Here is a 14,793-nt window from a genome sequence, read left to right on the forward strand (position 1 = left end):
GGAATATTGGTTTATTTTTTGGCAGAATTCAGATCAGAAGGCCCAAAAGCCCAAGGTAACAGTTCAGCAACGGTGGTCTCTTGCAGATCACCTTTCATGTTCCCCAAGATGACTTTCATATCCGGTTCACACAGTTCGTACATGACCTGACGACATACGCCACATGGAGCAATCGGACCATCCGTGTCTCCCACAATGGCGATCGCTTTGAAGCTGCGAGGCTTCTGCCCACCTGCAATGGCACTGAACATCGCTGTACGCTCAGCACAGTTACCTGGGGTATAAGCAGCATTCTCAATATTACAACCATGATGCACATGACCTTCACTGTCAAGCAAAGCCGCGCCTACACCAAAATGGGAGTAAGGCGTATACGCCTTCGTACGTGCCTTAATTGCTTCTTGCATTAACAAACCGTTATCCATTCATATTCTCTCCCTTAGGGTGCAATATAAAGTTAGTACCTACGAATTAAGTTCAACCAAAGCCAATTTTACACTAGCCACTCCGAGTCCAGAATAACCCTTCGATCGCTGTTATCCCCAGATTTTTTGATTCACTTTTTCAAAGTGAAAATCCGGGGATAAAGGCGAACGCTTCGCTTCTACAGGTTTATTTCTGTCCTCTTCATTATCGTGTAACGTCTATAAGTTCAACTTAAAAAAGGTCTAACTTTACAAAGTTGTGTAGTATTAAAATCACAAAACGAATCAAAATCAAAACAAAATCAGTACAAACCCAGCCAGCTCATCACCGGCTTAATGAAAACGATACAACCGATGATGACGGCGAATACCGCAGCCAGCAGAACTGCCCCGGCCGCGGTATCCTTTGCCGCTTTTGCCAGCGGATGGATATGGGGGTGTGCCAAGTCAACCACTGCCTCTACAGCCGTGTTCATCAATTCAGTCACCAGCACCAAAAAGACAGCGGTCAGCACAAACATCCAATCCGTTCTTGAGATTCTGAAAAAAAAGCCGGCTACACACATCAAAATAGCCACTCCCGTGTGAACTCTCACATTACGCTGAGTCCGCAACCCATATGCGATTCCTTCCGCAGCATTGCGGAATACCAGACCCCAGGAGCGTCTTTTCATTATCGTGTCAACCCGGCCTGGGCCAATACCGCTTCTTGTTTGCCCATCATTTCAGCCTCACTGGCTTCATCCTGATGGTCGTATCCGAGCAGGTGCAAGAAACCATGGACAAACAGAAAACCAAGCTCACGTTCAAATGAGTGTCCATACTCTTCACTTTGCAGGATGGTCCGTGGTACGGAAATGATGATGTCTCCAAGAACATCCGGCATTTCTTCCATTTCTTCATCTTCGTCAAGCTCATAGATAATATCGAGCTCTTCATCCACCGTTTCGTTCATCGCAAAAGACAGTACATCCGTAGGACGGTCAATGCCGCGATAATCACGGTTCAACTCATGGATCTGCTCATCGTTTACAAAAGTCAGAGCCACTTCCCCGTCTGTAACACCTTCCGCTTCTCCCGCGAGATTAAGCAACTGTTCCAGCATTGCAATCATTGGGTCTGTAATTTCTTTATCCTGTTGTTCATTATTCCATGCCAGATTAAGACTCATTCTTTCATAACTCCTGTCTGCTCATATTATTAAATTAGCCCGCTTCGGGTGAAGTTGGCTTTGGTTTCTTAATCTCCTCCGGATATTCTATCCTGGAGTGGAAGATACCCATCACCGTTTCCTTTAATGTTCTGGCGACGATATCCAGCTCACGCATCGTAAGGTCACAATCATTGAATTGGTGATCGTCCAATCGTCCTTTAATAATCTTCTCAATCATGGACTCCACTTGCTCCACTGTCGGTTTGCGCAAAGATCTCACAGCAGCCTCCACACTATCGGCAATGCCAACAATAGCCGATTCCTTGGACTGAGCCTTCGGCCCAGGGTAACGGAAATCTTCTTCCGTGAAATCAGGCTCAACGCCTGCTTCTTCCGCCTGGCGCAGTGCTTTGTGATAGAAATAGTGGAGAAATGTTGTGCCGTGATGCTGTTCCGCAATATCCCGAATAGGTCTGGGCAGCTTGTAATCCTTCTGCATTTCCACCCCATCGCGCGCATGGGCTACGATAATGGATTTGCTCAGTTTCGGATCAATTGAATCATGCGGATTCTCCATATTGTTCTGATTTTCAATAAAATAGATGGGGCGCTTCGTCTTGCCAATATCATGATAATACGAACCCACTCGGCAGAGCAATCCGTTAGCTCCTATGGCTTCTGCTGCTGCTTCGGACAGATTGCCTACCATAACGCTATGATGATAGGTACCCGGTGTCTCCGTCAGCAACTTGCGTAGAAGCGGATGGTTCGGATTAGACAGTTCCACCAGTTTGAGCGCTGACAAGATACCAAATGATGTTTCGAAAAATGGCATCAGCCCGATGACCAGTATGGCAGTTAATACGCCACCAGCAAATGCAAATCCAACGCCATACAATGTCGTGGTTCGATTCCAATCGCCCGAGTCAATCAAAGCCAAGGTGAAGACGGCTATGGACCCGAACAGACAGACCATAATGGCCCCTTTCAGGATCGTTGATCGCTGGCTAGCCTTATGAGTGGCGAAGATCGCAACAAATGAAACCAATACAGCGAAGAAACCTAATTCGAAGTCAAAAAGCTGACCCTGATGGGTATTCAAAATGATGCTGGACAACATACCGATCAATATCGAACATACAAAGGCAAGCGAGGTATCCAGTAACAAGGCAATTAACATCGCTCCTACCGCAACTGGTGCAAGGAAGCCAACATAAGACCTCTCATTGGTCTGGATAATCGCCGTCACATGCATAACTACAATCGTAATAATAAAAATGAGAACAAGCATCAACAGCTGCGCATTATTATATTTGAAATGCGTTCCGCTGCCTTGCTGAATATACATCAGAATGGCTGCCGACAACAGGCAGGAAAACATAAGAAGTCCAAGCTGTGGCCAGTAGTTTACTTCATTTTTCAACAAATCATTCTCATCCAGCAAAGTATACATCTCCGGGGTGATCATCTCACCCTTGGCAACTAATGTGTCCCCTTGCTTGATAAAGACGGTTTGCGTGTTCTCACGCGCCTGAACTTTCGCTTCCTTGGTTCCCTCTTCATCGTAGAAGCGGTTAGCGGTCACCACGAGGCGAGCAAGCTCTTGCACGACCTCACGTTGCGTACGCTTACCAAGAGAGCTGACACTCACCATCTCAGCTACTTTGGCACGGGCAGTGGTTGCATCGCTGATCTGATCCGTCATTAACCGGGCAACAATATCCCTCGCAACCGGTTTCATCTCCTGGATATCATCCGATGTGAGACGCGAGATTTTGATGTAAGTTTCTTCAGGAATACGGTAGCTTTGCTCCTGTACCACATTTCTGATCTCTTCCAACAGAGTCTCGGAGTATGTACCGGCTTTCCGATTATTATTGATATAGTTGGTCACAAAATCCTTCTGGCGCTGCGGAATTTCATCCCGATAAATATCAATCTTGTCCTGACTTGAAATCTGATCATCCTGATTTAATCGATCTACACGATCAAGCAGGGTAGTCATCAAATTTTCGTTTCGCAACTGGACAATCTGAAATATCGGCTGTACCCGTTCAGCAGCTTCTTCCTGTGCTTTGAGTGTGGCCTTGTTATTCGGAATCTGCATGGGCGCAGCAATGTCCACTTCACTCCGTGTCCCTTCCTGAATATCATAGCGCTCAGGGAGCAGCTTGGAAGCCAGACTGACGTAGAAAAGAATCACCAGAAACAAAAACAGAAGATAGCGTGCCCACACGCTATACTTCCATCCTGTAGCCTTATTCTGAAAAGATTTGCCTTTTGACGGTTCCTTCGAGGTCACTTTAGACAATCCCTTTCTATGCTTGATTTTCTGCGGCGTGGTTGTAAGCCACGATAATTTTCTGGACAAGGGAATGCCGTACAACATCTTGCTCGGCAAAATAGACAAATCCAATCTCGTTAACTTCGTTCAAGATCGCATTCGCTTCCACAAGCCCGGATTTCTTACCACGCGGTAAATCAATCTGTGTCACGTCTCCGGTGATGACCATTTTGGAGCCAAAACCAAGACGGGTCAGAAACATCTTCATCTGTTCCGGCGTTGTGTTCTGTGCTTCATCAAGAATGATGAAGGAGTCATCCAGCGTACGCCCCCGCATGTAGGCGAGTGGTGCAATTTCGATTAACCCACGCTCCAGTGCCTTCGCAGTCTGTTCTTGTCCCATAACGTCATACAGAGCATCGTACAGCGGTCTCAGATAAGGGTCTACCTTCTCCTGAAGATCACCTGGCAAAAACCCAAGACTCTCTCCTGCTTCAACTGCAGGCCGTGTAAGTACAATCCGTTTGACGCTGCCTTCTTTAATTGCGGCAACAGCCAGTACAACAGCAAGGTAGGTTTTACCTGTACCGGCAGGACCAATGCCAAATACAATATCACGTTTTTTAATTGTAGTTACATAGTGTTTCTGTCCAATGGTTTTAACACGGATTGGTTTACCTCGGTATGTCGTCGTAATCTCGCCCTTGAACAGATCCAATAGCTGGTCTGCCCGCATATCCTTGGCAAGTTCAATCGCATACTTCACATCTCTCTCGGTTAACACATATCCATTGCGTATCAATTGCAGTAACACATCAAATAATTGTTCAAGCGATTCCACCTGCTGTGCGTTGCCAAAAATCACAATCTCCGCTTCACGGGATGCAATCTGGGCGGGAATCTCGGATTCAATCAGTTTAAGAAAAGTATCTTGGGGTCCAAAAAGAGATTGGCCCTCTCCCGCACTCTGGAGGGAGATTTGTATGCTGCGTGTTTGCTCTGACAAATATCCTCATTCTCCTTGACTATGGACTAACGGAAGTTCTTCCGCAATGCTTTCTTCTACTTCAAATAAGACTTTCATATAAACTTTACCATTCTCTTTCTTCTCATGCAAAATTTTTTCACTTATAATTTTTGTTCCTTTGCCGTTTTTGGCGATAATATCGTTCCTTGCTCCTTCCAATCCTTTTGTTCTGGCCCATTCTATCGTCTGTTGTTGCTCATGCTCTCGGGTCTCCAGATCTTTCTCTGTCAGCCAACCCATGGGAAGTGTAAAGGATCGCCACGTCAATGGTTTATGATTACTCTCGGTATCAAATGAACTGAACGGTGTACTTCCGTACCCCCACAGTTGGATCGCCCAATTTCCCAGCACCATGTAAAAACGTTCTTTACTCTCACCTGTCATTGTATTATGTTTTTGCACCAGCGGAACCTCTACCTGATACTCACGCCATACCAGGCCACGAACTTCACCTTTGGCAACGATGGTTTTGGTGTTCTCCTCATCCCCGAGAATTCCCGAGATCAATACCTGACCCTTTTTGACACGCATGTCCTTCTGAACAACAGGGCGTCCCTGCTCCGCATAGATTTGAGTGACCACAGCATCTGACTTACTGATCAAATGTCTGGGATTCAGCAATGGTTCGCGCTTTGGTTGCGCCGATTCTACGACCTGAATGGTAATGGTTGTCCCCTCTTTGCTCACGCCAATCCAGGTTACATCCGGCAGAGCGAGTGCAAGCTGCCTGGAGAGCTTGTCTTGGCTTTGCAGACGGAACCCCCATTGCAAAGGATATATCCCCTCTTTCTTCGCTGCTGCAAGCACCTCGTCGGTGGGAATGGTGACGTTACCCTTGACCTCCACACTCCATACCATGGACGACAACGCAAACAAAGCTGCCACAAAAAACAGCATCCCCCCAAGAAAGAACTTCCTCCGCAATAATCGGGCCGCAAAAAAGGGGAAACCGCTGCGATGGGTTACTTTCACCCTGCAGCCTGTCCGTTTCAACACAGGACGCAACCTGAAAAAATGCGGCAGCAGAATGTTCATCTCTGCCACGCGTCCATCGTGAGCACGCAGGTTCCACACTTCCAGTCCCTGCTCTGCCACCGTGTTGATCAATGTTTCAATGTCTCCCCCAGTGACCGTGATTCGGACTGCTCCCCGCAGTTTGTACAGACTGGGCTGCTTCATCCGTTCCCCTCCACTCCATTCATATGAATATCCAGAATCGTTCCTTCAACAGCTACTTCATCCGGCAAAATGTTACGTATCACCAAGGCAGTTCCTTTGATCTCCAACTGGCCTTGGGAAAGAGCCAGCACGATGCGATCCGGGGTGAAATGGATGACACCGCGATGATTCTCTATATACAGTTGCTTACTGCCGATCAGGGTTAACCGTGGCATATCATAAAGCACATCCTGCGGCAGATCCAACACTTCACTGGTCCATCTGCGCAGCTTGCGGCTGATCCGGGTCATTCGAAGGTCTTCCCCCTTCCTCTACAGTTCAACTTATGCGCAGATTCATGAATTTATGAAAATTCCGGGGCGTGTTAGGGACGAATGTTGAGAAAAAAGGATCGCACACAGAAAAAGCCGTCTCCGGCGGCTTTATGCTCACCAGAGACGGCTTTATTTCCGTCCAATAAATTGACTTCTTTACAGTTTTCCTCTTGTACCAAACGGTTGCTTGGAACGAGGAGAACCCAGTACTTCTGCCCACAGGACACCTGTGCGAATATCAGCAGGACGAAGCGGAGACGCTCCCGATTCATCGATGCTGGTCTCATCCCAACTGGAATCAGACACAACTGGCCGATTCGCAGAAGAGATGCGATTCAAGCGTTCTTCAATCAAGCGCTGCTGTTCTTCCATGCCTCTCATCTGTTCCTCAAGTGAATTTTCCATGGCACTCATCGTGCCCTCACTTCTGTAGCCAGTTGCAGGGCGAGAAGAAGCAGCAGGCTCTGAATACGGCTCATCATACTGATTCTCATATTGCACGTCATCATACCGATCGTCATACTGTTCATCATAGCGGGGGTCTGCAGGTCCGGAAGACTGCTGCTGCGGAGATGAGTTGTCTCTTGAGCGTTCATCCCGGCCTGAATCACCGCTACCTCCAAACGTAGGCATCCCGTTGGCAGGACGCTTTTTGTTCGGATCAGCCGATTTGGCAGCTTTCCCCAAGAAGGAGAAGAGTGCAAAACCGATGACGGCCACAATATACAGATTATCAAAAATCCATTCAAATAGGCCCATATGCACTCACCGCCTATCTTCCGTTTTTGGAATCACCCTGATCGTTGGAATTCGAACCTTCACCAGGTTTTCCCAATGTGTTACGCATTTGAGTATCCGCTTCAATATTCTTCAGGTTCATATAGTCCATAACACCAATCTTACCACTACGCAGAGCTTCAGACATTGCCAAAGGTACTTGGGATTCGGATTCAACAACGCGTGCTCTCATTTCCACTACGCGTGCTTTCATCTCTTGCTCTTGGGCTACGGCCATTGCGCGACGCTCTTCCGCTTTCGCTTGTGCGATACGTTTGTCAGCTTCTGCTTGCTCTGTTTGCAAGAAGGCACCAATGTTTTTACCTACATCAACGTCCGCAATATCAATGGACAGGATTTCAAAAGCAGTACCTGCATCCAGACCTTTGGACAATACGGTACGGGAGATCAGGTCCGGATTTTCCAGGACGTCTTTGTGAGAATTGGATGAACCGTTTGTACTTACGATACCTTCACCAACACGGGCGATGATCGTTTCTTCACCAGCACCACCGACGAGACGGTCAATATTGGCACGAACCGTAACCCGTGCTCTAACTTTAACTTCAATACCATCTTTAGCTACCGCAGAGACAATCGGTGTTTCGATAACACGTGGGTTAACGCTCATTTGTACGGCTTGTAATACGTCACGACCTGCGAGGTCAATGGCAGCAGCACGTTCAAATTCGAGTGGAATGTTGGCACGTTGTGCAGCAATCAGAGCGTTTACAACACGGTCAACGTTACCACCGGCCAAGAAGTGACTTTCCAATTGGTTCATTGAGAGTTTAAGACCGGCTTTGGTTGCTTTAATCATTGGATTAACGATACGGCTAGGCGTTACACGTCTCAGTCTCATCGCTACCAGTGTAATAATACTTACACGTACGCCGGATGCAATCGCTGAAACCCAGAGCATAACCGGGAAAAAGCTGAAAAATACGCTCAATACGATAATACCTACTACCGCAATGAGCAAAATCGTAATCATAGATGTGTCCATTGTTTAATTTCCTCCATTTGCAAATAGAATTTGATAAAAATATTTGAGAAGGCATTCATAAGTCCGCTGCTAAAATTAAAGAATGCACCACGCTGGCAGCTTCAGCTAATGGTTATGTACATTGCCAAAGCGTTAATCCGCTTCGACAACAGAGCGAGTTACACCGGCAAAGCTTGCTGAACCACAATCCGGGTACCTTCCGCTTTAATCACAATAATCGGAGTATCGATGGGAATAAAATCTCCGTCCGTCACAACGTCAATTCGTTCCCCTTCAAACATCGCTGTTCCAGAAGGACGAAGTGGTGTCAGACTGATTCCTTGCAGACCAACCAGCTCTTTGCGTTCTGTGGCTGATGAATAACCCCGATCCGCAGACATGCTGTCACTCAATATGAACCGATTCCATATCCCTCGATCCTTAAAGATAATTGAGATGATCGCAATGACTACCAATGCTGCTCCAAAAGCGATACCCAGAGATACAAATGCATCACTCGTATCATAAGCGGCCCTTACAACACCGGCCACAAGCGCAATTGATCCCAAAATTCCCAGAATACCAAAGCTCGGAATAAACATCTCCAGAATCATCATGATGAGTCCGACGGTAAATAGCACCCATGTCTCTGCTCCGGCAAATCCCGCAATGTAATTACCCGAGAAATACAACACGAAACACACGATACCTACAATACCAGGAACTCCAAAACCAGGAACAATCAATTCAATGATCACACCCGCGATTCCGAGGAACAATAACACAGTCATGACAACCGGATTGGTAAGAAAAGAGGAGATATTCTCCGCTGTTGTTCGTTCTACCTTAAATACGTCATCCTGACTGTAACCTGCCCAAGCTGCCGCTTCTTCCGGTGTGTTGCTGATGTGGTCGGCATAACCAACTTTCAGCGCTTCTTCAGCCGAGAGAGCAATAATTTCACCTTTTTGCTTGGTTTTATTAATCTCTGGCATTTCAACAACGATGTTAACATCCGTCATTCCAGCTGCAATCTTGCCATCACGACCACTGATTTCTGCCGCTCCCTGCATTTTGCTTTTCCAGAATGCAACAAGCTTTGGATCATCAACATGTTTACCCGTACTGTCCACCATTGCTGCCGCACCAATCATACTGCCTGGTGACATTACGATCTTATCTGCATTCAGAGCCAGAAAACTCCCGGCTGAAGCAGCATCTCCACGAACAAATGCAACAGTCTCAATCGGACTGTCCTTGATCAGGGTACCCAATGCTTCTGCAGTGTCGACACGGCCTCCCGGCGTATTGATATCAAGAACGATCAGGCCAGCATTCATCTCTTCTGCTTGTTTGAACCCGCGTTCCATAAACTTGCCAAGTCCCTGCTCGATTGGTTTATCAACCGGAATAATATATACGGCGCCACTCTTCTCAGCTGCATGCGCTGACGGTGATCCAATCCAGACAGGAAGCAACAGCGTCAGCAGCATTAAGAGCATCAATGGCCCCGTAAGCTTCTTCCGGCGCTTTCCCTTCACAATAGTCCCCCCTTTTCCATTAATGTTATACTGTCCAGCTTATGGTATTTATTACGTGCAATGCAACATTTCGTTTCAAAATCTTAAAATTATATTTGAAATCTCGATCAATTGCAAGAATAAAAATCCATAATAATATATATTAACCATTAAAAAGAAATTTCATCATCCCAAGGTTATCATGCCTTCTGGTAAATGGAAAAAACACCTCCTGACAAGTCAGGAGGTGTTTATTGATTTGCTTTATTGCAGAAATTGTTGAACTGCTTGATTTACCAGTTTGCCGTCCGCTTTGCCTTTAACTTTCGGCATAAGGGCCGCCATGACTTTCCCCATCTCGGCTTTCGAAGAAGCACCGGTTTCCTGGATGGTCTGCTGTACAATAACTTTAATTTCTTCTTCGGTAAGCTGTGTGGGAAGGTACTGGATGAGTACTTCAATTTCCGCTTTTGCATTTGCCGCGAGATCTTCACGGCCCGCTTTGTCAAATTCTTGGAGGGCATCTTTGCGCTGTTTGATTTCACGACTCAGGATATCAAGCACTTCGTTGTCATCCAAATCTCTTTTCAAATCTATTTCAAGATTCTTGATCGTCGAACGAATCAACCGAATGTTGGAGAGTCTGAACTTGTCCTTACTCTTCATCGCTTGCTTCATATCTTCGTTCAATCGTTCGCTAAGATTCATGTAATTAAAATCCTCCTAAAACTTTCTCTTACGAGCAGCCTCGGACTTTTTCTTGCGCTTTACGCTTGGCTTCTCATAATGCTTACGTTTCTTCACCTCAGCCAATACGCCATCTTTAGCGATGGAGCGTTTAAAACGACGAAGTGCAGCATCAATAGTCTCGTTTTTGCGAACTTTAGTTTCAGACACCAGTTTTCCCTCCCTCCGACCAGACCGTCCAAGAGCAATAACACGGTTCATCATCTTACATTATAGGCGAAAGATAATAAAGGTGTCAACCTCAATGTAATGATCACTTATTTGAATCCATTTTATAACTCAAAGGTATTATGAAATGGATTCATTATATAAGCATTTGGTCACACATTCATGGATTTAATGCATATGACTAAATCCTCAATAGTAGTACCCATCAGCTCGTTTATTTGTGAGAATCGGACAGACTTGTCAACACGCCAAGTCTGGTACCACCCAACAAGTGGTAATGCAGATGATGAACGGTTTGTTCTCCATCCTTACCACAATTGTTGATTAATCGATATCCTGTTTCCTCCACGCCAAGACGCTTCGCCGCTTCTTGAGCAGCCAGATGAATCTCGCCGATCAATGGCAGATCTTCTGCAGTAACTTCATTCATGGAAGCAATATGTTTCTTCGGAATGACAAGAACATGTGTCGGTGCAGCGGGCTGGATGTCATGAAAAACGATAACATGGTCATTCTCCAGTACTTTATTGGAGGGAATGCTGCCCTCTACAATTTTGCAAAATAAGCAATCCATAGTTCATACCCTCCTTTGTATTCCAGTGTATGTATTCCCCTCTATCATACTAAAAGTAAAAACCCACGTCCAATCTCTAGACACACAACCAGGTATTCTAGGTCAACTCTCCATCTATCATCGAGCCGAACACTATACAACATTGGATGTATACCAAGCCATTTTATCGAAATATGGTTTTATCACGCACTTTTCCCAATTAAACAAATATGTATGGTTAATGACACACAAAAGGAGATTGGTTAATTTGACCGTTTATCAACATGTACAGGAACTTATAGGAAATACACCTTTGCTTGAATTAACTCGTTATCCATTACCGGAAGGAATCCGCCTGTTCGCCAAACTGGAATTCATGAATCCCGGAGGAAGTGTGAAAGACCGGATCGGCAAGTTTTTATTGGAGAAGGCCTTGGCAAGAGGAGATGTTAAGCCAGGTGGAACAGTGATTGAAGCTACCGCAGGCAACACAGGAATTGGGCTTGCAATGGCGGCTGTAGGCCTAAATTTAAAGGTCATTTTCACGGTACCTCAGAAGTTCAGCGTTGAGAAGCAGCAGTTGATGAAAGCCCTTGGTGCTACGGTCGTCAACACACCCACATCCGAAGGAATCACTGGTGCCATACGCAAGGCGGAATCGCTGGTGAAAGAAATACCGGGTTCGTATATTCCAGGTCAGTTCTCCAATGCGGATAACCCACTCGCACATTATGAACATCTGGGCCCTGAGATTTGGCGTGATCTGAACGGGCAGGTGGATGTATATGTCGCCGGAGCCGGGTCTGGCGGAACTTTCATGGGAGTGTCTCGCTATTTGAAGGAGCAAAACCCGTTAATTAAAACATGTATCGTAGAACCCGAAGGTTCGATTCTCGCAGGAGGTCCATCGGGACCACATCGGACAGAAGGAATAGGGGTCGAAACGTTATCTTCTTTTATGGATGTGAGTTACTTTGATGCCATTCATACGATCTCAGATGTAGATGCCTTTGAGCGGGTGAAGGATCTAGCCCTATTGGAAGGCTTACTGGTAGGAAGCTCATCAGGTGCAGCTATGCAAGCCGCATTAAACGAAGCCGGCCACGCAGCCCCCGGAAGTAACATCGTCGTTATTTTCCCGGATAGCAGCGAACGGTATTTAAGCCAAAATATCTATGATGGAGGACAATAACATGAGACCAAAAACAAAGCTGATTCATGCAGGAATTGTTGGTGATCCACACACTGGAGCAGTGAGTGTACCTATCTATCAAGTAAGCACGTATGAGCAGGAATCGGTTGGCGTACACAAAGGATACGAGTATTCACGTACAGGCAACCCTACCCGTCATGCGTTGGAAGAAGTCATTAAAGAGCTGGAGGATGGCGTTCGAGGTTTTGCTTTTAGTTCGGGCATGGCTGCAATTCACGCTGTACTGTCTCTGTTGAAAACTGGAGATCACGTCATTCTGACGGATGACGTATACGGCGGGACTTACCGCATTTTCACCAAGGTTCTAAATCGTCTGGGGATCGAGTCTACCTTTGTAGATACCACCTCACTACAAGCAATGGAGCAGGCTTTGCAATCCAATACAAAGGCCATTTATGTAGAAACACCTACCAATCCGTTACTCAAGGTCACCGATATTGCTGCTGTAGCGATGTGGTCGAAACAACATGAATTGCTGTTCATCGTGGATAACACGTTTAGTACGCCTTATTGGCAGACCCCGCTGGCTCTGGGGGCAGATATTGTACTGCATTCTGCAACAAAATATATCGGTGGTCATAGTGATGTCGTGGCAGGACTTGCGGTTGTTAACAGCGAGCAACTTGGAGAAGATCTGCATTTTATCCAAAATGCAATCGGCGCAGTCCTGGGACCCATGGATTCCTGGTTGTTAATGCGAGGTCTTAAAACATTGGGATTGCGGATGGAAGCGCAGGAACGGAATACAGAGCAGCTTGTGACATTTTTGAATCAGCATCCAACAGTGAGCAAAGTTTATTATCCCGGGTTGCCCGACCATCCGCAGCACAAGCTCGCTTCCACGCAAGCGAGAGGATATGGCGGCATGGTTTCCTTTGATGTAGGCAGTGCTGAAAAAGTAGATGAAATATTAAGCAAAGTTCGTTATTTCACATTGGCTGAAAGTCTGGGCGCGGTGGAAAGTTTAATTTCTGTCCCTGCCCGAATGACACATGCTTCCATTCCGTATGAACGTAGACAAGAATTGGGCATCACGGATGGTTTGATTCGTATCTCCGTTGGGATCGAGGATGTTGAGGATTTACTTGAGGATTTGAAATCTGCATTAGGTTAAGGGCATTTTGAAGTCCGTACTGGCTGATACTCGTGAATGGGTAGTCGAAGATTTTCTAAGGAACACAGGACGTCTTATTTGATGTTCAGGTCCTCATTTGAAATTATAAGGAACATCAGGCACGTTATTTCCCAAAATAACCTCACAACAATGCTGAAAAAGGCTGTTTATCCGGTTATAACGTGTCTCAGATTCCTTAGATTGCTGCTGACGCTTCAAAACCTTGAATAAGATGTCTCAGATTCGTCAGCGCTCGCACACCATGCTCCGCTCCTCTAACCGTGGGCAAGAGAACAGCAGCGATTCCACCCGAAGCGAAGATTTTTATCGGGATAAAGAATTAAAGCTTTATGTCTTGATCGTTTGCTCGCACTTAGGAACGTTCTCACATATTCAGGATGTGGTATGGATGTGGTATACCTCTGCTGCGACACGTTTAGACCTGCTTCTGCTTTCAGCAAGGTTTGAATACACGCTATATACTATCCGTTCATCCTCAACCTTACACTAATTAGGTTCAAAAAAAGGTCATGCCTTACAGAAGTTCGCTTCTGCACAGGCATGACCTTTTTGGATGTTCGTATGTTGCCAGTTGTATTGCAATGACTGTTGCGATACATCAGGCTGAGACTCCGTATGTGATAAGACCTCTCTGTTTCATGTTGTACGGTACCATGAATGAAACCGCCATCCTCAGCTAGTTATTTTTCGAGGATTTTCATAGGATGCCCATAGGGTACATGAGATTGAATCACGTAGTTATGCCTGCTTTTTTAATTTCAATAGTACGGTAAAAGAGTTAACGCTGTAAGCGCAAATAACGGGAGCACCAGTCGGTTAAAACGTCTACGGCCATAACCATAATACGGATAAGGAGTAGGGTACCCGTATCCTGGGTAAAATCCGCGAGTATGACCTATCGGATAGTTTGCTCCCGGCATTGCATTTGGAGCCCAGTTCGCATGATTCACCATGACTTCCGGTCCAACGGGAACAGCCAGGTAGATCATTTCGTCATCCACATTTTCCATAATGCCATCGTAGTGCATACCGTCATTCATCTGTACACATACATAACGGTGCATGTGTTCCTTGCATATTTTCTTCGCTTCCACTTTTTCCACTTGCCAACGCCTCCCTGATTCTGCTCTTGATCACCTTTTCATGGTATTCAGAACTGGGCGAATTGACACTACTGACGAGAAAACACAAAAAAAGAAGCACCCCGTGAGCGGCTTCCTTGGAAGTCTGCTGCGCGGACATCTATTCAGGAAACGTCCTGATCAGATGTCCGCCGGGGTACTTAAATAAAGTTTGTCGGCTTAGCTGTAGTA

At 46.0% G+C, this 14,793-nt stretch carries 16 protein-coding genes; 2 read left to right on the top strand and 14 right to left on the bottom strand.

Annotated features, from left to right (window positions below):
• Window positions 1–11: 11 nt before the first annotated feature.
• The 13 genes from V6669_RS21460 to V6669_RS21520 all read right to left on the bottom strand — a co-directional run bounded on the left by V6669_RS21460 (window position 12) and on the right by V6669_RS21520 (window position 11,153).
• Window positions 12–425 (bottom strand): cytidine deaminase, encoded by a 414-nt coding sequence (locus tag V6669_RS21460; RefSeq protein WP_076211616.1) that lies wholly within the window; start codon window positions 423–425, stop codon window positions 12–14.
• A 302-nt stretch (window positions 426–727) separates the two neighbouring features.
• Window positions 728–1,099, bottom strand: coding sequence for a diacylglycerol kinase family protein (locus tag V6669_RS21465; RefSeq protein WP_338587990.1), 372 nt, complete (start codon window positions 1,097–1,099; stop codon window positions 728–730).
• A complete protein-coding gene (gene ybeY / locus V6669_RS21470) occupies window positions 1,099–1,596 on the bottom strand; it encodes an rRNA maturation RNase YbeY (protein WP_074095880.1) in 498 nt (165 codons plus the stop codon). The genes V6669_RS21465 and ybeY overlap by 1 nt, the downstream gene beginning before the upstream one ends.
• Window positions 1,597–1,630: 34 nt before the next feature.
• Window positions 1,631–3,880 carry an HDIG domain-containing metalloprotein gene (locus V6669_RS21475; RefSeq protein ID WP_036674803.1) on the bottom strand — a complete coding sequence of 750 codons (2,250 nt, stop codon included), beginning with the start codon at window positions 3,878–3,880 and terminating at the stop codon, window positions 1,631–1,633.
• Window positions 3,881–3,896: 16 nt separating this feature from the next.
• The gene (locus tag V6669_RS21480; RefSeq protein ID WP_036615039.1) at window positions 3,897–4,868 is read right to left on the bottom strand and encodes a PhoH family protein; all 972 of its coding nucleotides are present in this window, start codon (window positions 4,866–4,868) and stop codon (window positions 3,897–3,899) included.
• Between the two features lie 6 nt (window positions 4,869–4,874).
• Window positions 4,875–6,068 (bottom strand): sporulation protein YqfD, encoded by a 1,194-nt coding sequence (gene yqfD / locus V6669_RS21485; RefSeq protein WP_282320716.1) that lies wholly within the window; start codon window positions 6,066–6,068, stop codon window positions 4,875–4,877.
• Window positions 6,065–6,358 (bottom strand): sporulation protein YqfC, encoded by a 294-nt coding sequence (yqfC, locus tag V6669_RS21490; protein WP_017687241.1) that lies wholly within the window; start codon window positions 6,356–6,358, stop codon window positions 6,065–6,067. The genes yqfD and yqfC overlap by 4 nt, the downstream gene beginning before the upstream one ends.
• Before the next feature lie 180 nt (window positions 6,359–6,538).
• Window positions 6,539–7,141: a hypothetical protein gene (locus V6669_RS21495; RefSeq protein WP_338587991.1), complete on the bottom strand. Its 603-nt coding sequence runs from the start codon at window positions 7,139–7,141 to the stop codon at window positions 6,539–6,541.
• Between the two features lie 13 nt (window positions 7,142–7,154).
• A complete protein-coding gene (gene floA, locus V6669_RS21500) occupies window positions 7,155–8,165 on the bottom strand; it encodes a flotillin-like protein FloA (RefSeq protein WP_076332307.1) in 1,011 nt (336 codons plus the stop codon).
• A gap of 158 nt (window positions 8,166–8,323) precedes the next feature.
• Window positions 8,324–9,646 carry an NfeD family protein gene (locus V6669_RS21505; protein ID WP_051447387.1) on the bottom strand — a complete coding sequence of 441 codons (1,323 nt, stop codon included), beginning with the start codon at window positions 9,644–9,646 and terminating at the stop codon, window positions 8,324–8,326.
• A 282-nt stretch (window positions 9,647–9,928) separates the two neighbouring features.
• Window positions 9,929–10,372 (bottom strand): GatB/YqeY domain-containing protein, encoded by a 444-nt coding sequence (locus V6669_RS21510; RefSeq protein WP_017687237.1) that lies wholly within the window; start codon window positions 10,370–10,372, stop codon window positions 9,929–9,931.
• 15 nt (window positions 10,373–10,387) lie between these two features.
• Window positions 10,388–10,561, bottom strand: a complete 174-nt coding sequence (rpsU, locus tag V6669_RS21515) for a 30S ribosomal protein S21 (protein WP_005547957.1) — start codon at window positions 10,559–10,561, stop codon at window positions 10,388–10,390.
• A 232-nt stretch (window positions 10,562–10,793) separates the two neighbouring features.
• A complete protein-coding gene (locus V6669_RS21520; protein WP_024628477.1) occupies window positions 10,794–11,153 on the bottom strand; it encodes a histidine triad nucleotide-binding protein in 360 nt (119 codons plus the stop codon).
• A 247-nt stretch (window positions 11,154–11,400) separates the two neighbouring features.
• Here V6669_RS21520 and V6669_RS21525 point away from each other — a divergent pair, with 247 nt between their 5' ends.
• Both V6669_RS21525 and V6669_RS21530 read left to right on the top strand, forming a co-directional pair.
• The gene (locus V6669_RS21525; RefSeq protein WP_338587992.1) at window positions 11,401–12,324 is read left to right on the top strand and encodes a cysteine synthase family protein; all 924 of its coding nucleotides are present in this window, start codon (window positions 11,401–11,403) and stop codon (window positions 12,322–12,324) included.
• Between the two features lies 1 nt (window position 12,325).
• Complete coding sequence (locus tag V6669_RS21530; RefSeq protein WP_338587993.1) at window positions 12,326–13,459, top strand: bifunctional cystathionine gamma-lyase/homocysteine desulfhydrase; 1,134 nt, start codon at window positions 12,326–12,328, stop codon at window positions 13,457–13,459.
• A 779-nt stretch (window positions 13,460–14,238) separates the two neighbouring features.
• On the opposite strand, the gene V6669_RS21535 is transcribed toward V6669_RS21530, so the two are convergent.
• On the bottom strand, window positions 14,239–14,583 hold the full coding sequence (locus tag V6669_RS21535; protein WP_338587994.1) for a hypothetical protein: 345 nt from the start codon (window positions 14,581–14,583) through the stop codon (window positions 14,239–14,241).
• Between the last annotated feature and the right edge of the window lie 210 nt (window positions 14,584–14,793).

The organism is Paenibacillus sp. Y5S-9 (assembly GCF_036894235.1).
Taxonomy (GTDB): domain Bacteria; phylum Bacillota; class Bacilli; order Paenibacillales; family Paenibacillaceae; genus Paenibacillus.